Source organism: Dialister succinatiphilus YIT 11850 (assembly GCF_000242435.1).
GTDB lineage: Bacteria > Bacillota > Negativicutes > Veillonellales > Dialisteraceae > Dialister > Dialister succinatiphilus.
The window spans coordinates 297,068-315,234 of the sequence record NZ_JH591187.1 but is presented as its reverse complement, the minus strand read 5'-3'; the positions used below and the strand labels follow the sequence as shown (position 1 = coordinate 315,234).

At 43.0% G+C, this 18,167-nt stretch carries 16 protein-coding genes and 1 pseudogene; 5 read left to right on the top strand and 12 right to left on the bottom strand.

What is annotated here, in order from left to right; genetic code table 11:
- Positions 1-702: 702 nt before the first annotated feature.
- The 7 genes from HMPREF9453_RS01305 to HMPREF9453_RS01275 all read right to left on the bottom strand — a co-directional run bounded on the left by HMPREF9453_RS01305 (position 703) and on the right by HMPREF9453_RS01275 (position 5,414).
- Positions 703-996 carry a hypothetical protein gene (locus HMPREF9453_RS01305; RefSeq protein WP_232217302.1) on the bottom strand — a complete coding sequence of 98 codons (294 nt, stop codon included), beginning with the start codon at positions 994-996 and terminating at the stop codon, positions 703-705.
- An 83-nt stretch (positions 997-1,079) separates the two neighbouring features.
- A complete protein-coding gene (locus tag HMPREF9453_RS01300; protein ID WP_008858754.1) occupies positions 1,080-1,679 on the bottom strand; it encodes a GH25 family lysozyme in 600 nt (199 codons plus the stop codon).
- Positions 1,680-1,942: 263 nt separating this feature from the next.
- A complete protein-coding gene (locus tag HMPREF9453_RS01295; protein WP_008858753.1) occupies positions 1,943-2,410 on the bottom strand; it encodes a phage holin family protein in 468 nt (155 codons plus the stop codon).
- 110 nt (positions 2,411-2,520) lie between these two features.
- On the bottom strand, positions 2,521-2,742 hold the full coding sequence (locus HMPREF9453_RS01290; RefSeq protein ID WP_008858752.1) for a DUF1659 domain-containing protein: 222 nt from the start codon (positions 2,740-2,742) through the stop codon (positions 2,521-2,523).
- A gap of 114 nt (positions 2,743-2,856) precedes the next feature.
- On the bottom strand, positions 2,857-3,066 hold the full coding sequence (locus tag HMPREF9453_RS01285; protein WP_008858751.1) for a DUF2922 family protein: 210 nt from the start codon (positions 3,064-3,066) through the stop codon (positions 2,857-2,859).
- A gap of 282 nt (positions 3,067-3,348) precedes the next feature.
- Positions 3,349-3,897 carry an RNA polymerase sigma factor gene (locus tag HMPREF9453_RS01280; RefSeq protein ID WP_008858750.1) on the bottom strand — a complete coding sequence of 183 codons (549 nt, stop codon included), beginning with the start codon at positions 3,895-3,897 and terminating at the stop codon, positions 3,349-3,351.
- A 728-nt stretch (positions 3,898-4,625) separates the two neighbouring features.
- Positions 4,626-5,414, bottom strand: a complete 789-nt coding sequence (locus HMPREF9453_RS01275; RefSeq protein ID WP_008858749.1) for a hypothetical protein — start codon at positions 5,412-5,414, stop codon at positions 4,626-4,628.
- Between the two features lie 1,031 nt (positions 5,415-6,445).
- On the opposite strand from HMPREF9453_RS01275, the gene HMPREF9453_RS01265 reads away from it, so the two are divergent.
- From HMPREF9453_RS01265 to HMPREF9453_RS11855, 5 genes and pseudogenes are all read left to right on the top strand, one after another.
- Positions 6,446-7,015, top strand: coding sequence for a DUF6932 family protein (locus HMPREF9453_RS01265; RefSeq protein WP_008858747.1), 570 nt, complete (start codon positions 6,446-6,448; stop codon positions 7,013-7,015).
- Positions 6,984-7,976, top strand: a complete 993-nt coding sequence (locus HMPREF9453_RS01260; protein WP_008858746.1) for a hypothetical protein — start codon at positions 6,984-6,986, stop codon at positions 7,974-7,976. Before HMPREF9453_RS01265 ends, HMPREF9453_RS01260 begins: the two co-directional genes overlap by 32 nt.
- Positions 7,977-8,634: 658 nt before the next feature.
- Positions 8,635-8,916, top strand: a complete 282-nt coding sequence (locus HMPREF9453_RS01255) for a hypothetical protein (protein WP_198004129.1) — start codon at positions 8,635-8,637, stop codon at positions 8,914-8,916.
- 440 nt (positions 8,917-9,356) lie between these two features.
- Complete coding sequence (locus tag HMPREF9453_RS01250; protein WP_008858743.1) at positions 9,357-9,581, top strand: DUF2188 domain-containing protein; 225 nt, start codon at positions 9,357-9,359, stop codon at positions 9,579-9,581.
- A 282-nt stretch (positions 9,582-9,863) separates the two neighbouring features.
- A pseudogene (locus HMPREF9453_RS11855) lies at positions 9,864-10,258 on the top strand (ISLre2-like element ISDsu1 family transposase); the annotation flags it as partial.
- A gap of 217 nt (positions 10,259-10,475) precedes the next feature.
- Here the strand turns inward: HMPREF9453_RS11855 and HMPREF9453_RS01240 are convergent.
- From HMPREF9453_RS01240 to HMPREF9453_RS10990, 5 genes are all read right to left on the bottom strand, one after another.
- On the bottom strand, positions 10,476-11,213 hold the full coding sequence (locus tag HMPREF9453_RS01240; RefSeq protein ID WP_008858741.1) for a hypothetical protein: 738 nt from the start codon (positions 11,211-11,213) through the stop codon (positions 10,476-10,478).
- Complete coding sequence (locus tag HMPREF9453_RS01235; RefSeq protein ID WP_008858740.1) at positions 11,206-12,312, bottom strand: AAA family ATPase; 1,107 nt, start codon at positions 12,310-12,312, stop codon at positions 11,206-11,208. The genes HMPREF9453_RS01240 and HMPREF9453_RS01235 overlap by 8 nt, the downstream gene beginning before the upstream one ends.
- 465 nt (positions 12,313-12,777) lie before the next feature.
- Complete coding sequence (locus HMPREF9453_RS01230) at positions 12,778-13,821, bottom strand: NAD-dependent epimerase/dehydratase family protein (protein WP_008858739.1); 1,044 nt, start codon at positions 13,819-13,821, stop codon at positions 12,778-12,780.
- A gap of 10 nt (positions 13,822-13,831) precedes the next feature.
- Positions 13,832-14,554, bottom strand: coding sequence for an IspD/TarI family cytidylyltransferase (locus HMPREF9453_RS01225; RefSeq protein ID WP_008858738.1), 723 nt, complete (start codon positions 14,552-14,554; stop codon positions 13,832-13,834).
- A gap of 119 nt (positions 14,555-14,673) precedes the next feature.
- On the bottom strand, positions 14,674-18,012 hold the full coding sequence (locus HMPREF9453_RS10990) for an SIR2 family NAD-dependent protein deacylase (protein WP_008858737.1): 3,339 nt from the start codon (positions 18,010-18,012) through the stop codon (positions 14,674-14,676).
- Positions 18,013-18,167 lie beyond the last annotated feature (155 nt).

Below are 18,167 nucleotides of genomic sequence, written 5' to 3'. Positions count from 1 at the left end.
CTGGCCGACATGATAACGACGGAAGAACGCCGAAGTTTTCTTCGAGATGGATTCCATCTGCTGGGTGGTTTGTGATATACTTTTCATAGCATGAGCCTCCGGTGCTTGGTATGTTTTTGAGCCAACATAATTATACCAAACTGGCAAGACTCATGCTATTTTTCTGTTTACAAAGCCTGGACTTTCAAGGGGTGCAGGGGATTTTTACCTGCGAAGTTTGAGTAAATAAGTTCTCCAGTCACTACGCCTAAAAGTAGAAATTTCAAGATAACTATCATGTATACATAAAGTGGAAACGTCCTTATATATCGGATCATTTTACACCTTCCCTATAAGATTAAAACTACAGGAGAAGCACCTGTTTTTTGCTTTTATTATTATAGCATAGCAGATAACTTCTCTACCGCAGCACCGTTAAGAGTAAGCACACTCCTCAAACATATCTCCACGAAGCAATATGAATTCTCCAATAAAATTTCTTTCAAAAAAAGGAAGGTCCCCCGTTTCCAAGAGACACTTCCAATTACTTCTCATCATTTTACGTTTTTGGAAATCTCAATTCCGTACCAAATCTACCTCAGTACCAATACTGCCGCCAATACCGCAGCAATCACCGCAACCCCATTCTGCTGGGAGATTTCTCCACTCTGGTCGAAATGACGATGTGGCACCCCGACCCCGGTCCCGATCCCGACCGCGCCATCAGGCACGAGCCACCAGTGCCACTGCCAGAAGTCCTGCCAGTCCTATAGCTGCATTTCTCTCTCTTCTAAGTCTCTTCTGCTTTTTCCGCTCCTCTTCGGCGTATTCTTCGAAGGATTTCCTTACCGTCTCTAAGGCTTTCTTCCTCTCTACCGACTGAATTTCCAAGGTCTTGAGCTGTTTCCTGAGCCTCTCTGACTGTTCTTTCTGTTTCCCCTTCTCGTCCAAGGCTCTGTCCAAGTCCGATTCCAGCCTGGAAAGCTCTGTTTCCGTGATCCGGTACGTTTTCTCCAAGGTAAATGGTGAGGCCGCATCCACTGGCAAAGCCGAAGAGAAAAGCAAGAATAAGAGGCAGAAGATAAGAGACCATTTTTTCATTATTTGTCACCATAATCTTTCTCCAAAAGGTAATTCCCATCAAAAACTTTTCCTGCTGCTTCCAGATGGTCCGTAAACTGCCAGATTCCCGCTTCCTTTACGGTGCATTTCTTCCACCACTGGGCGGCCCAGAGTGTATGGCCGGCAAATTCCGCCGCCCTGATATGGCTTGAAAGCCAGCTGGCACTGGCATAAATACCTGCCCGATAGCCCGCAGCCGCCGTTCCTTCACAGAAAGCGTGGCACATCCGGTTAATCACGCCGGGCCGTGGAAACTCTCTTCCCCGATAAGAATCTTCTTCCACATCCCAGAAGACCCCCAGGGGAAGATGTTTGGGCATGAGACCGCAGTCCTTGAGGATGGAAAGCAGAAAATCTTTCTCTACATCCAGCTCTCCCCCATGACGGGCATAGCCGAAGTGGTACACCCCCAGTTTCAGTCCCGCATCATGGGCTCCATTCACGTTTTCATAAAACCGGCTGTCCAGATAAGCACTTCCATAGCCTGCCCGGATGATGGCAAAGCCTATGCCCTCTTCTGCGATTCTCTTCCAGTCGATTTCTCCATTGTGCTCTGATACATCGATGCCTGTTGTCATATTGCTTCCTTTCGTTGTAAATTACTCTACTGTCACCGGATAGGATGATCGGGGATAGAGTCATGAGTGACTCTGTTCCGTTTGTTTTATTATCGGAAGGGACCGGGACCGGGGATTGTGTCATGAGTGACGCTATACCGTTTGTTTCATTGTCAGCAGGGACCGGGACCGAGGAACCCACGCCGCAGTCGCCCACAATCCCGATCCCGGACCCGATCCCGATCGCGCCGTCAGGCGCCCCCGTTCCCGCCTCCGGCGTCCCCTCACATCTTTTTTCTTACGAGCTGGGCCAGCCGCTCCAGTCCCCCTGCCCCTGCTTCTGACAAGTTTTCTACAATGGACAGTGTCTCTGTCACTACCAGGTAGCTCACGATGGCGCTGGTAAGAAAGGGAGCGGCTCCGGAGCTCTCTAGAAGAAAATCCGCCCCTGCTGCGGTCATGACGCTCACATTATAGAGAATCAGTTTCTCCATGCCCTGTTTCTTCATGACCTGGCTGCTGATAAGTCCCGCCCTTCTCGCCGCCGGAATAGCTCTGAAGGCCTCCCACAGCCCAGGGGCCGTACAGCCCTGACTCTTGAGCCAGGCGGCTCCTATGGCCATCCAGCGGGTGAAACAGTCCATGAAGACCATAAAAACAAAAACCATGAACATAATCAGCTGGGTTTCAAAGGATAAAAGCGCCATTCCTATCGCCGCCAGCGGTGCTGACAAATCTTTATGCATCATCATTCACGCTCCTTGTAAAGATTTCTAAAAATCTTGCCATATAAGATAAGAAAATGGGCCCGGCAGGAAATCCCCGCCGGGCCCGCCCCTTCACAACGTCACAAGGCCGCCACTTATTCGGTCATGTCGTAGGTTTCCACCACACGGATACCGGCCAGAGGTTTGGTCTGCAGGTCGGCGATAGCCTTTCCCGCTGCCATGAGCTGATCATCCGTAGCATCCACACGGAGCTGAGAATAGCTCAGATTCTTCACAGCCTTCGCTCCGGAAGTGGTGGTGCCGTTTTCTACACGGATTAACATTTTGCTGTCGGTTTTGCTCTTTGTTGCTGCCATGGTTATATGCTCCTTTATTGGAAATCCATCCAGGTATGTCTGGTACGTTTAAAAATGAAATCGTAGAGCAGGTGTCAGGAAACCATCATCCAGGCCCTTCGTCGTTAAAGCACTTTACGCCAGCACCTCTTCCGTGGTACTGATAATTACCGCCTTGGACAGCTTATCCGCTGTCAGGCCAGAGCGGTTCACCAGCACAGCCGCAATGGCTGGTGCCTTTTCCTGCACCTCTGCCAGTGTCAGATTTTCCTTGGGATCAGCGATGGTGATGCTGATGCTGCTCTTGGAAGATGTGGTGGTAAAAGTGAGTTCCAGTTTCTTCATAGTCGTGTCCTCCGTGAAGAAATAAAAGGGAAACAGTAGAAGATGCCATTACCCACCCCGTACGCTGATGGATTTTTTGGCCCTTCATACATTTATATTGCATAAGGCCCCTCTTTTTACAACCTGCACATATTTTTATTTTCCATTAATCGCAGCCCCCTTCCACCATTTCCTGGTTACTCTTCCCCATAGATGGGGCAGGCGGGTTTAGGGCTGTGAGCCCCGCCCCCCTGACTCCCGATCCCGATCAAAGTCCTGATTCGATTTAGACCCCAGTCCTGATCACATCCTCAGAAGCTTCACCACTTCCGGATGGCTCTCCAGGAACTTCTTCAGATTCTTCTTATGTTTGGAAACTCCCTGCTGGCTGATGCCCATGACAGCACGCATTTCCTTAACCGTCAGTCCTTCTGCCAGAAGCAGTGCCACCTGGAGAAGGCGGGGCGGGCAGTCTGCATTCCGGAGAATCTTCTCCGTTTCCTCCATGGCCAGGGTTTCCGAGCAGCATTCATAGCCCTGCTCCTCCAATCCATCCAGTGACTGCCCTTCCATCTTATGCTGTTTCCAGCAGCTGCGGAGAAGATAGTTCACATGCAGATGCAGCCGCTTACATACACACGCCGGGAAATGGTCCGCCTTCTTCGGATCATAGGTCATGGCACACTTCCAGAAATACTCCCACAGGTCCTGTTCCAGATCCTCGCGGTTGAACAAGATGCTCCTGCTCCTGGAAATCTTGTGCACCAGCGGAAGGAACCGTGTATACAGTTCCATCTTTGCCGCTTCATTTCCATGCTGTACTTCTACAATAATATCCTTCAAAGTTTTCATAATAATTACCCTCCATTCAGTAAACAGGTAAAAATAAGAAAAGATTGAAGAAAAGCTTTTCTTCTAAGATGAAGCATTCACTTCACCAGGCCTGACTGTAGAATATCAGCATCCGTTCCTCCCGTAAAGAACGCACGTTCGCGCATTTCCAAAAAAAACTATCCCATTTCAGACCACTTTTACATAAAAGTCTCCCTCTCCGGCATACTTTTATACAAAACTTTCCGCCATACAAGAAAGTTTTTAAAAAACAGGACTTTTTTTAAAGACCTTGAAATGAGATAAAAGCACTGCGTCCATGATGCTGGATTGATGCAACGCCTACAGTTGTAAAAGGCCAATAAAAAAAGACGCCTTCAAAACGAAAGCGTCACCTACGCGCCGCCAGACGGCGCCCCACCTTTGCACTTGTCAACAAAAATTGGACACGAAACTAAAAAAATTAGGCATAAAAATTGAACAAAGGAATCTCCCGACACTATGCTACTCACCGTAAGTGAAGCATATGCCACAAGCCACACTGTCAGTCTGAAGTCTGATCGTCTGATGTCTCCCTCCCGATTGTCTCCATATCCTTCAAACCTCAAATCTCTCTCCCCGTCATTTCGAGCGAAGTCGAGAAATCTCCCAGCACCATGCTACTCACCGTAAGTGAAGCATATGCCACAAGCCACAATGTCAGTCTGAAGTCTCTCACTGTATTGTCTCTACCTCCTCAAATCTCTTTCCTATACTCCCCCTCCTTCACATTGAGCAATCAGCTCACAAAGCCTGGCGCCGATTTCTTCCAGCTCCACCTTTTTCTTTGACTGCATAGTCTTATAAGCAAAAGATTCTCTGTCAATATCTTCTGTATGTTTCCACTGCTTAGTCCGGACTTCCTCGTTTGTTGGGAATGCATCAATTAAGTCCGTTTCCAAAGCACCCTCTTTAAGGGCCGCTCGTTTCTTCGTTTTCTTCTTTTTTACTACTCCTTTGAGCTGCGGCCTTTCGAAAGACACATCTCTGACCACCGGAGCTGCTATGACTGGATACACATCCTGCACCGGTGGTATCGCGCAGGACGCCTGCTTAGGACCGTCGACAAGGCCAATGTCTGCAGCAATCTTCCTGGCTTCTTTTATCCTTTCTTCATTGCCCATTAGGTTCTTGCAGCACTCCAGTTTCAGTCCGTTCTGCAGCTCCATATAGGTATGTCCGTCTTCCCTGCTGAATTTTCCCAGATACTTGAAATCCACATACATAACACCTTTGGGTCCACGAATCGGTACAAAGAGCCTTCCGTTTTGGAAATTCCTGCACGACTCCCAGCCTTCCCCTATAGCGATGACATCCCATAAGAGCCCGCAGACCATTGCATACTGCTTAAACGCTTCATATTTTTTCGCCATCAGTATGGCTTTTACCTGGATCTCATTATTCTCCTCATAGTAGAAATCCACCTGCGACTTTCCCGCTGTAACCATGGCGAAAACCTTTTTCCCTTTTAACTGCTGTACATAAGCATCGAGTTTCATTCGTCTCCTTTCTATGACCCCAACCCGGAGCCCATTTTCCGTTTGCCAGTGAAGATTTTTTATTTCTTCGCCTTATCTTTATTTATTATACTATAAAGGGAATAAGGACGTGCTGTATTCACATAATCATGTTGTCATATTTTTTCAAAAAATTTTATCCACAGGTTGTAAAAAAGGACCCCTTATGCAATATAAATGTATGGAGAGGCGAAAGAAACTTCCTTCGCGAACTGTGGAAATGAATTTCCTTTCAAAAGCCCAGTGATCATCCCTGCAGGATGGGCCAGAGAGGAATGAAATCAAGCAGATGATCATGGAAGCTCCGGAGCCCTCCCCGCAATCCCCCCAGGCGCCTGGAAATTACGGAAGCAATACCAATGACGAAAACACGGATTTACATCCACATACAGCATGAGCCCGCATTCCCGGACGACAAGTTCAGGGTTGCTGCAGGGAGTCTCCTTCCTGCAGTCCAGCGTTGACGCCTGATTCTGAGAGGCCCGCAATACTGACTGGCACGGATAACCATCCGTGTTTTTGTCGTGCATAAAACACCTCCTTCCTGATGTCCGGAGTCTGACCGTCTGACGTCTCCCGCCCCTGTCATTTCGAGCGGAGCGAAGCAGAGTCGAGAAATCCCCCAGCACTATGCTACTCACCGCAAGTGAAGCATTTGCCACAAGCCACACCGTCAGTCTGAAGTCTGCTCGTCTGACCATCTGATGTCTCTCACCAAATTGTCTCTAACTCCTCAACCCTCAATTCTCTTTCCTCAAATCTCTCTTATCCCTGTAATTTCGAGCGAAGTCGAGAAATCTCCCAGCACCATGCTACCCGCCGTAAGTAAATGAAACGTCACAAGCCACACTGTCACTCTGAAGTCTTGTCGTCTGACCATCTGATGTCTCCTACTGTGTTGTCTCTACATCCTCAAATCTCAAATCTCAAACCTCTTCCCTCAAATCTCTCTTTCCGTATGTTAAAATAAAGGCAATAATAACATATGTTTCCGGAAGAAAAGAGGAGATTCTATGGACGAACCTGCACAGCCCGTTTTCGATGAGTACGGCTACCTCACGCCGCCCGGCCCCCACAAGGGCAGCCTATGCCATATCCGCCTGCATTTCGTAGAAGGCATGTTCCCATCAGAGTCACGCCCACAGCTTTTCAGGGTCATGCTCGGTATTATCAGAAAATTTATAAACCTCCTCCACACTGACTGCTTTCAGGTCTGGGTTGGCGGCGTCTTTATTTCCAATAATCCGGAACCGGAATGTACGGAAATCTGTTTTGTCATCGCCCCTGATGCCTTTAACAATGCTGATGAACATACCCGTGCAGCCCTCGCCAAATTCATGCATCCTGAAACCGACGTTACTCACATGGCAGAATGCATACGACAGAATATGGGATGCAGCATTCACTTCCTTTTAGAAGAAAACGACTCCAACTCTCCCTCCTATCTTATTAACCTATGTTTCAAGAAGATGATGGAAAATCTTTTCCGTCTCGGCGGAGACCACCATCCCCGGGGCTACTTTATTTGCAACGCAGAAGGGACTATCGAAGATGATACAAGACAAACTGAAACAGCTCAGTGAAATGAAGCGGGAACTTTCCATCGAAGAAAAAATGCTGGACTACTACACGAACCATGCACCGGAAGGGAAAGTGACCTTCACCATGCAGGTAGCTGACAGCATCAACCGGCAGGCCTATGAAAAGAAAAAGCAGCTCATCGCCGACCTGGAAAAGGAAATCGCCAGGGAAGGGGAAATCATCAACCTTCATTTCACCATCCCCGACCTCCCCTCCGGCATGATGCCCCTTTCCGCCTTCAATCACTTCACCCAAAACCTGGATGAAACCCTCCGCCTTATTGGCGAAGACATCATCAGGAAAATAGATAGCTGCTCTCTCAAGGCCGGCAGACGGCAAAGGAAATTTTATAATTCCCCAATCCAACTCCTCGCCATGAGCCCCGGTTCCTTCAACGTCCAGCTGGGCGCCTTGAATGACCCAAGCTCACTCTTCTACGGAACCAATGAAGAAAGAAAAGTGAACATTCTCTACAAATCCGGTACCCGCCTTCTGGACATCATGTATACCCTGGGCCATCGGGATGACATGAACCGCCTGGCTGATGATACTGATGAAATTCTGGAATCAGTGCAGTCCCTCTACAAAGACATGGACAAAGACAACCTTTCCCTGGACATCACCTGGACTCGCCATCCCACTAGAAGCACCTTCACCATCCTCCACAAAGACACCGCCCCCATCGCTAAAGCCCTCAAGGACTACGTAGAGCGGCGCCAACAGGCCAGCCAAATCCGGCGCTTCACTGGCACTATCACCACCCTCAGCATGGAAAAATCCTTTTTCCGTATTAAGCAAAAAGACGGCACCATCAGCACCGTCAAATTCGATAAAGAAAACATTTCCGACCTCATGTCCCATGAAGTCAATCCGCTTTATCAGAAAGAGTATGCCATCTACGTAACCTGTGAAAACAAACCGAAGAAGAAATGTACCTACCGGCTGAAGCGGTTTGAAAATTAAAAGAGCACTACAAAAACTCCCCTTTGCTATGGGGAGTTTTTGTACCATGATGAGCATGTTACCACATTCTATTTGTATAGAACTCTGACAATGAGTCACTGCTCTGTTGTTTTGCCAACCTCTCCCAGTCCCAGCAGAAGGTGACAATCACAACGGGTCAGAAGGAAGGCATCTGCCAGTAACAGCTGCTAAAGATTGCCCCTTCTCTTACTAATGACTTTCCTATTCACACAATTCTCCCCCCTCACAGAACCTGCAATTCCGACTGAGCTAATACACCTGACCTCTAAAAATCCAACAAATCAAAGCCTAACCAACAAACAGTTTAGTCACATGACATAAGCAAGTAGTTCACGCGTTCATTTTTGCACAAGTCGAGCAAAGCCTTTCACTTTATTTGTTCGTTAGCTCCAAGGCATAAATAATTTCCAGATGCGCTTGCAGCATCGGCTTTTATTTTTCTTTACAAAGCGAAGATTTTTTTGTGCAATGTGCAGTTGCAAGCCGATTACTAAAATGCTACAATTATCTGCAGATAGAAAGCGAGGCGAGTATCATGGATCTATCCAACTTCAAGCCCTTCAATTTTCAAGAGGGTGTCCCGTACCTTTCCGTCACAGAAAACGGAGTCACATTCAACAAGGCTGTCACACTAAAGATGCAAAAGCCTGAATATGTACTTTTCCTGATAGACCGGCAGGAGAAGATGGTGGCTTTGAAAGCATGTGATGAGAAAACGCCAAACGCGGTGAAGTTCTTTAACACAAACCGCAACAATGCCATCTTATCCGTTCGCTGGAACAGCAGGGACCTACTGAACACATTGTCCCAGCTAATGGATTGGGATTTATCCAAAGGCGGCTACCGGATTTCCGGCACTTTCTATCAGGAAGATAATGTAATCCTCTTTGATTTGAAGGAACCCATTATCATCAAGTAGTTATTCCGCGGTACACCCGCTGAATAAAAAAGGATCAATGAAGCTGCAACTTCATTGATCCCCTTGAAATAGAGAGCAAGTGTAACCTACCCTTTACTCCAATTAACAACGTTAGTATAGGACACAAAGCCCCCTGTTTCAAGTTTTGCCAAGAATTATCTGTTTAACGATGTCTATTCGTAGGCAGCTTTTGAGTTGAAACCAGGAGGTTTTTATTATGACTTACAAACGAAATACTCGTCGAAACAAGCGGTGCCGTATCATCTACCGTGCATCTATGAGAACTAAAAGCGGCAAAATTATTTTCGCTGCCGATTACGGTCTCAAGGCCTTCATCATCAAAGTTTATTACTGAAATCAATCGGTAGTTTTTTATCAGGATTAGCGGGGAGGTTGTAGGTTTCTCCCTTTCTCATTTTCTTATCGAAAGGATCACATACATGGGCAAAAATATACATGTCACGAATCACTCCCAAGGTGGATATCAGGTAAAATTTTCCGGTAGCTCAAAAGCCTACCGTAGAACTGAAACCCAGCGCGAGGCCATTGAAATCGGCAGAGAGCTGGCACGTAATCAGCATAGTGAACTTGTCATTCATGGCAGAGATGGAAAAATCCGTCAGAAGAACTCCTATGGCAATGACCCCTTCCCACCTAAGGGATAATTAGTTAAGCAGGCAGTACATCCTATCCATGTACTGCCTGCTTTTCATTTGATTGCATTCGCCATGATAAGCGCGCATCTGGCTATTCGCCTTGAGCGCGTATCCTTCGTCAGCATATTATCAGTTTTCAGTTACAATATTCACCATGTTTAAATTCATTTATTGCAAGTTAGCATTTTTGTTGCTTACATAAATTGTGGAAAATCATTTCTAAATGAATCTCTTCCCCAGCGGTTAATGAGGGGCGAAATTTGCTCACCGATAACATGCTCCCTACATCCCCCGAATCTGGGCCAGCGCGGCATCCACACAGAGATTCATCTGGGTACTGCGGAAACGAATCACCGGTTCTACAGCTACCGCATGAAGCGTCAGGGCCGGAGCTGGTCCGGCGAGGGAATGGAGCACCTGGTCTGGGTACTGACAGCAAGGAAGAACAAAACGCTTACGCAAGCCTTTCTATACCATGCCAATGGAACAAACTACAAAAAGATGGATAAGGCCATGCATAAGGCTGCTGCGCAGGCAGAGCGTAAAATCGCTCAGGATGGCCTGAGCGCGGCTCAGAAGCACAAAGCGAAAGATATAGGCCGGGATGTCTGGAAGGCCGCATAGGTGCTTATGCTGCTTCCTCTTCTCCAATAGGTGCATTGGCCCATGCCATACAGAACTACTGACAAAACCGAAGCCACGGAGATTGTAATTATCGACAGTCAAATGAATTACCGAGGAAAACTTGACACTTACGGCATAATTTCACAAGATTACAGAGAAAAACAATCAGTGTTACCATATACCGTCCCAACGAATATAAAAAAGCAGGAGCAAGTCATGGATGTACAGGTAGCTGTCCTACTTTTCCATAGTATCAAGGTTCGGGAATCCTTACCTTTTTCACTTACGATCCAACCAATCCAACATACTCGGATTATATTCGTAAACATACAAAATGCACGTATTGAGAACATACATTTCCTGATTGGCTTCCAACCGGCTTATCTGACATTCAGCAACATCCAGCAAGTCGTCTGCTAGTTCTGCAGACTTACACTCCCGCGCACAGATTAGATTCACCTTTTTTAAGATTAACCTAATCATATAGGCTAATTCTTTTTTACTGACATCCCTCAGTTGATGTATACAAGTAAGTTTATTAACCTTCTCTTTATATATGCTTCCTGAACTTATTTCCTTCAAGTTGAACATTGCTTGTAGGAAGCTATTATCTTTCAGTGAACAAAAATGATAAAAGGATTCCACCATCGGATAATTAATATAGAGCCGTCCCATCTGGGTAGATTCTTTGAAGATTTTCAAAAGTCTCAACAACTTATCTGCACTGTAGCGATTATCCTGTGGGTCAAAATCAAATATTAATAATATATCCGTAAAATGTTCATCCAGTATGGATTGCATTTCAGGTTCTGGATGAATCTCCCTTAAGAACTCTTGGATATCTATTTCGTCAATCGCATTTCCGTACTCCCCATACAATCGGTCATATAAATCGTAAATATTTGTCTTATAGGGCACAATTTCTCTTTGCTTCAAGCCAGAAATATCAAAGACTCTTCTCAGAATTTCTGGTTCTTTTTTTTCCCCTTCTACTATAGCAAGAATTTTTTTACTCATCAAACTCACCATTCATATATAGTTTTTCAAGATTGTGCCCTTGCCGCAATTCACGATCCGTAGCATATGGTAAAGAAACAATTTTATCTGCTGTCAAGATAAAGTAACAGTCCGGCCGCATAAATCGATTAGTCATCAGAGAAGTATTATGTGACGTCAAGACAGCCTGTACTGGAATCTTATCACGAAGCAGCTTCACTATATTCTCCGCCAATTCATAATGATAAAAAGCATCGAACTCATCAATAAAGAGAAAGCTTATCCCCTTGCTGTGTTTATACCAATAGAAGAAAGCTATCAATGCGTTTGTCCCACTTGACGCCATACTTAGCGGTATCAGTCTTTTATGCTTGAAATATAAGCTAGATGAACCATCTGGATTTACTGCTTTAGTTATAGATTCATTCACACCATTTTGATTTAAGAAATCCTGAAATTCTGCTACATATCCTTCTTTTATTATAAAATCAGGGATCTGTTCAAGTTTTGAAGAAAAGCCAACATATTGATTTCCATTTCCAAAGCTGCAGAACCACAACATTCCATTGACAAAATTCATGATTTTCATGATGGGATGATCCGATGAAAGAGCTAGATTATTAGCCATATATCGAATTAAGGATATATCTTTATCCCGATACTTCCAATTCAATGTATTGAGGCCAAATTCTGACAGATGAGAAAAATCCCCCTTCCCCTCTTGGAAATCAAAAGAGAACACTAATTTCCCATTGACAGATAAACATTCGTAAGTCAAATGCTCTGCATTTGTTTTCCGATATGAATAAACAAAAACATCATTTTTATTTTGAAATTTATAACAAAAAGATGCCTCTTTCTTCTCAGAATCCGCATTAAGATAATTGATTAAGACTCTTGGATCCTTGAGTTTATCCACTAAGTGATAAGTTATATCAAATAAAGCAAAGCCAAAATTAGTCTTGCCGACAGCATTTTTTCCATAGATAATTGCGTTCTTTATTATATTATCTTTCAAACAAGATGTATTAAAACCATAATCCTTTACTTTAGAAAAATCAATATAAAACAATTTTGAAAAGTTCTTAAAATTTTCCACACTGAAATATGTTAATCTCATTCAGCACCCTCCAGATACTATTCATACAAAAGCATCATAGACTCCACTCACTAAAAGAATATAGCTTCTATTAAAAGCTCCCCTAATGAGCATCAGCGGCAGAGTATCTCTTATGCAGTGTTTATCGATGTTTGCATGTTTTATAGACGAAAAGAATTCAACTATCATATCAACTATCATATATGCCAATGGGATCCATCCACCCATTCTTTTACTCTATTTAACCCAATATGCGCAAAGAATCAAGCCCATAGTTTCTGTGTCTATACAACAAGCATGATTAATTGCTCAATTATAGACAAATCAGGAAGAAGTCGCCCATATGAAACAGCCAGTTTCCTTCTGCATATTCACTCGCTCTCAAATCACATACCATAAAAACTCACGCATATTGGGGAATATTTGAAGCGACGTGATATTCAAAATCTTCTGTACATACTCACACTCATTTGGGGTAAAAGTTAATCACATTGTCGCAATCATTCTTAAATACATTTCTCTTAAACCAACACTTGGCCTCCACCCCAGCTTGTAAATCCTACTCGTATCCAAATTCAAGTGATGGAGGGGGGGGAATTTTGAATCTGCATCGAGCTTTATCGTAGGCACATGCACCTTAATAGAATCATGAGCAATTTCATGAGCTACCAGCTGTGCCATTTCTACAATGCTGCAATAAGTTCCCGAATTGGCAGCATTATATGCCTCACCGTTTTTTCCGGATAAAAGGACTGTCAATATTGCAGTTACCGCATCAGCGGTATAGAGATACATTCTCTTACTGGTGCCAACTGTCTGCAATTCAATATCAGATTTGTGCATAGCATCCCTAGCAAACTCTGCAAAGACACGACCATCATTCATGCTGACTCCCGGACCAAAGGTCTGGGCCAAGCGAATTACTTTCCCTGGTACCCCATATTCGCTGGAGTAACTGGCGCATAGATTTTCGCATAGCCGTTTAGATATAGGATAACAACTGCGTACAGTCATAGAATCCAGTGTGCATCCCTGTGTTTCCAGAATAAGTTCATCCGTTAACGGCGCTCCATACACTTCCATGCTGGAAAGGTAAAGAACACCTTCCACCTGGTTCTTCTTGGCCAGTTCCAAAATGTTCTTTGTTCCTTTAACTGCAGTCTGGATTGTTTCAACTGGATGCTGAACGAAATAGAGACTGGCAGTAGGACTTGCGCCATGGATGATATAATCCACCTTTTCTCGAACTTCCGGTAAACTTTCTACAGAGCCAACAATAAAACTTAACGAGGTTCCCGCATTGACATTATGAAAAAGCCCTTTAGCTCTATCGAGGTTTCGTACAAGAGCAATGATTCGCACATTAAGTTTATACTTATTATTTGCGTAAAGAAGGCCATTGATAACAGTTGATCCAATAAGCCCTGTCCCGCCGGTTATAAAGATTGTCTTTCCCGCTAAAAGTTTCCAATCAATGCCCTCAGCACTGGATATATATTCCATATCTTCTTGATATACATTAGTAACCATATATAACTCCTTATAACCCAAGAATCTGCAAATTTTCCTTCGCATCCATGATAGCACGGAAAATATAAAAATCAGATGGTGTTGTTATCTTTATATTTTCTGAAGGTCCGTCAACCGTATACAACTTCATCCCATAATGCTGCATCAGTGAAGCCGAATCAATGAAATCACAGTTTCCTTCCTCTATGGCCTTCATGTGTGCCTTATAGATATCTCCTAAAATAAAACATTGTGGCGCCTTGGCCATTTCACAGCGAGACCTGTCGAATATCTTTCCTACGCAATCATCACCTTCATTTTTCAGGAATATAGTCTCAATAGCTGGCGAAACGGTAATGGCATTTCCATGCAGCTTGGCAGTTTTTATGCAATTTGTTATCGTTTCTTTATTAATTAAAGGCCGCACCCCATCATGGATGAGAACAATATGATCATCACCATATAAAATCTCCGCCTCTTTGATACCATGAAAAATAGATTCCTGCCCTGTTGCCCCACCGGGTACGATTTTCGATACCTTCGTGATACCAAATTTCTTCATAAGCCCTGCAGCATAATCCATCCAGCTTTCTAAACAGACCAAAATAATATGGTCAATCAGAGGATGATTCTGAAAATTTTCCAGAGTATAAATTAAGACCGGCTTGCCATGCATTTCTAGAAACTGCTTTGGCTTTGATTTCGTATTCATCCTGGTGCCTGTACCACCGGCAAAAATGATAGCAATATTCATAATTTTCTCCATATTTAAAAGACCGCTTAATTATTCTGCAAATAGGAATAGTGCCCTACAAATGTAGCAAGTCTTGTAGATTTATCTATACGACATGCTAACGATATATTTGACTACCTTTAAGAAAAATATTTAAAATACACCCCCACCAATTTCTCATCAAGGTTTCCTCTCCCATAAGCTTCCTTCATCTGCCTATTAATTTCCTTTTTCAAAAGTGCATCTGCAGCAAGTTTTTTCAAAAATGTTGAATCACATAAAGATAGCCACTGCGGATTAAACTTAGAAAAAGATTCCTCATCATGAAAATCCAACAGCCAGCAGGCAGCTTCCATCCGATAGGATTGACAGATTTCTTTCAAACGATTTTTTTGAGATAATATGCCCAATCGCGTAAGATGTACAAGTTTATAAATCAGGTCAACGTAGAAATCATCATTGGAATTGTGCTTGCCATTACTGATTCGTTCATTAAATTCAGCCTTATGCTCTTCCAATAGATTGAAACAGTTCTCATCTAGCTCCATAGCATGACTAATGGCTCCCGCTTCAACTCCTGCGGCATATAGCAAACACCCATTCACATCTTTATCCGGTTTCCAAATGTAGATGCCTTTTTTGATTGTTTGCTTTACTGTTTTTGAGCTATAAGCATACATATGTATAACCAAATTAACTTTTATTGTCATGTCTATGCCATTATCAAAAATTTGTTTAATGACATTTACCCTATCATATTTTTTCCCAGCGCTGTCCAAGGCCGAAAGAATAGAATCTAGTAAACCTGATACCTGCCAGGCAGCCCATTTTCCATTGCCTCTGAAAATATTCAAATTCAAGTTTCTTACCAACGCATCAATCAACTTGCATAAAACGCCAGGAATCCACTCGCACTTAGAAAACCAAGTCTGCTGTCTCAAATGATTAATGAATAATCCAGTAATATCATTATATCTACTCCATTGATTTGTTTGTGAAATACGGTCAATCAAGGTTTCAAGAATCTGCTTAGCTAAACTTTCCGATAATACAGCATAGCAGCACACACTCATAAACGTACGGAAATAACGATGTCTCCACTGAATCTCCTTCGGTTCTTTAGCCAGATTTTTAGCCAGCAGTTCTAAATATTGTATTCCTGCTTGGGATATAGGAATAGTATCTCTTTCTCTCAGAATCTGATTAATCTCCTCTGGAGATGAAAATTTCACTGCCAGAAGTAAGTCAAATGGCTTCAGTTCAACTTCGTGTATATTTTTAGTCTTCAAACGATTCGGGTTGATACTGTCACCGTTATATCTTCTATCCTTTGCTAACACCGATAAAAGCAAAAATGAAAATGCCATCCTATAGATTTCCTGAACTTCAGAATAATCGTCTACCAGGAAATGATTTCTCTGTTGATAGAGATAAAATGCTGCTATCATCGTTCTTAAAGTCTGGTATGCTGGCATCCCCGTATGTATAATATAATCTGTTTTGGCTTCTTTGCTTGTCTGCTTTGCTTCATCTACTGTTTGTTTAAACGTTTTATAAACCAGTTGAAAAGAATACAAATCCTTCAGAAATTGATTCCCTTTACCTGTTCCACCCGATTCGCCAGATAAGTCCGGCATCCCTGCAAAAATACGAGCTAAATCAATGTTATCAACTTCTTTTTTTATGATACTATGCTCTTCCTCAGAATTAAGCATTAATTTATGAATAAGCGATCTTCCGAGGTAATACTGATCACATTTAGCAATAAAGTATTTCGCATAATTAGGGCGATGATAATACTGAGACGCTGCCATTTTAGTCAAGTTATAAGCCTTCAGATAATTGCCAAGAAAATAGCAGATATGAGCCTCTTTTAAAACAATGTCCGGATTGTCACGAAAAACCCAATTCTCCCCGTTTCTTTCGTTTTCTTCCAATGCCACATAATCAAAATAATCCATAGCATTTTCCATCCGGTCATCCCACTTTACCGGATGCAAGGGAATATTGCATTGTACTTGAAAACGAACAGGTTTATCCGCAGTCTTTAACTGGCTATAATCACAATCATAAAGCTCAAAAGAAATAGATTCATAGCCAACCTTTTCCATAACTGCAAGAATTTCAGCAATTTTATGATATTCATCTTGAGAAAGCTGAATGCCTCTACGAGTTCCACTTTTACTTCTTTTATGATAAATATCATCAATGAGCCGATACCACGACTGCTTACGAATAATTGGGGCATCAGAATAACATCCCGCTCGCTGGTCTGCGACATAACAAATCCGCAAGAAAAGGGAAGCACACGGATCTGACCCCGAATCCAGTTCAAAAATATCTGATGTAATATGGCTGCCAAATTCAAGAATTGGATTGGATAACCAATATTGAGTTCGTTTGCCTATAAGATCCGGAATAGAAGCAGCTGCCTCTTCACCGTTTATTTCCTGTTGGATTGAAGCATTACTATCATGACTGACATTATTGTCATTTACGGCAACAGCATTAGTATCTTCTATCTCATTCTCAGCCGAAACCATTTCCCCAGTTGCAAGCCTAAAGTTTAACAACTTTTCCTTCACATCATTTACATATGGAAAATCCAGATAGTGATAAGGCCCCAGTTGCTGATAAAGTTCTTCCAACAAGCTATGGTTATTATCTTCTAAAATCCACTGCAGAGTTTCTTCCAATATCATCGTCTTAGAAAGATTGGCTTTTCCTCGTGCTGCTGCTATATCTTCTGCATAAATTACATTAATGCCAAATTTTTTGAAATAATCATCTATCACTTTTTCAAAAGGCCCTACACTAATCATATAAGCCTGTTGTAAATCATTCCCGAGAGCATTCTTAAGCCATGTCAAAATCTGTTTAACATCAGGATCGCTAAAACTATAACCAACAAAAAGAATCAGATTTGTCCCGGCCACCGATGTAATATAATTATTTATTAATTTAAAACTCTGTGTATAATTCAGATAATCATCTTCTTTAAGCACGAAGTTTTCATGCCCGAAGTCACCATGCATTTTTATAATTTTCTTTCCCTTCGCATAGGGAAGTTCTGCATCTTTTGCTACGACATGGAGAATCTTGCCACTTTCTTCAGCGGCCTGTTCCAGCAGATGGTCATAATTGGTTGTTATAATCGTATCTGCATCAAATCGAAAAATAAGTTTATGTACTTTCCCGGGATGAAGCGGCACTCCATATTTAAAAATGCTTCTCATCAATACCGTATATTCATGCTTTCCATGCATATTGTAGTAATACTGCGGAATTTTAAGCATATCGGCATCATTCACCTGAATTTGCAATTTTTGTGCAATCTGAGAGACCGCGCTTGACCAGCTGGGCATCCCCGCATCAAGAGACGTACCGGATCCAACAAAAAGAACCAGTTTATGTTCAGCCATTGCCTTACGAATCAGCCTGCGTGCTTCATCATAGGTCGCAGCATCCTTTGAAGCCATTTTTGCCCCCTGCACTTAACGCCATGAATAAGAAATCATCATATAAAAGCATCATATAATAAGCTAGATAAAAAATTAGCAAGAAAATGTTTATCAATCTGTACCCTTCGGTACTGATAAACTACTTCTTATTTTACCACTTACTGCCTACTCAA

Bases quoted from the DNA above. Each gene is read 5' to 3' on its own strand.
- HMPREF9453_RS01300 (WP_008858754.1), bottom strand. From the start codon at position 1,679: ATGACAACAGGCATCGATGTATCAGAGCACAATGGAGAAATCGACTGG.
- HMPREF9453_RS01295 (WP_008858753.1), bottom strand. From the start codon at position 2,410: ATGATGATGCATAAAGATTTGTCAGCACCGCTGGCGGCGATAGGAATG.
- HMPREF9453_RS01290 (WP_008858752.1), bottom strand. From the start codon at position 2,742: ATGGCAGCAACAAAGAGCAAAACCGACAGCAAAATGTTAATCCGTGTA.
- HMPREF9453_RS01285 (WP_008858751.1), bottom strand. From the start codon at position 3,066: ATGAAGAAACTGGAACTCACTTTTACCACCACATCTTCCAAGAGCAGC.
- HMPREF9453_RS01280 (WP_008858750.1), bottom strand. From the start codon at position 3,897: ATGAAAACTTTGAAGGATATTATTGTAGAAGTACAGCATGGAAATGAA.
- HMPREF9453_RS01275 (WP_008858749.1), bottom strand. From the start codon at position 5,414: ATGAAACTCGATGCTTATGTACAGCAGTTAAAAGGGAAAAAGGTTTTC.
- HMPREF9453_RS01265 (WP_008858747.1), top strand. From the start codon at position 6,446: ATGGACGAACCTGCACAGCCCGTTTTCGATGAGTACGGCTACCTCACG.
- HMPREF9453_RS01260 (WP_008858746.1), top strand. From the start codon at position 6,984: ATGATACAAGACAAACTGAAACAGCTCAGTGAAATGAAGCGGGAACTT.
- HMPREF9453_RS01255 (WP_198004129.1), top strand. From the start codon at position 8,635: ATGCAAAAGCCTGAATATGTACTTTTCCTGATAGACCGGCAGGAGAAG.
- HMPREF9453_RS01250 (WP_008858743.1), top strand. From the start codon at position 9,357: ATGGGCAAAAATATACATGTCACGAATCACTCCCAAGGTGGATATCAG.
- HMPREF9453_RS01240 (WP_008858741.1), bottom strand. From the start codon at position 11,213: ATGAGTAAAAAAATTCTTGCTATAGTAGAAGGGGAAAAAAAAGAACCA.
- HMPREF9453_RS01235 (WP_008858740.1), bottom strand. From the start codon at position 12,312: ATGAGATTAACATATTTCAGTGTGGAAAATTTTAAGAACTTTTCAAAA.
- HMPREF9453_RS01230 (WP_008858739.1), bottom strand. From the start codon at position 13,821: ATGGTTACTAATGTATATCAAGAAGATATGGAATATATATCCAGTGCT.
- HMPREF9453_RS01225 (WP_008858738.1), bottom strand. From the start codon at position 14,554: ATGAATATTGCTATCATTTTTGCCGGTGGTACAGGCACCAGGATGAAT.
- HMPREF9453_RS10990 (WP_008858737.1), bottom strand. From the start codon at position 18,012: ATGGCTTCAAAGGATGCTGCGACCTATGATGAAGCACGCAGGCTGATT.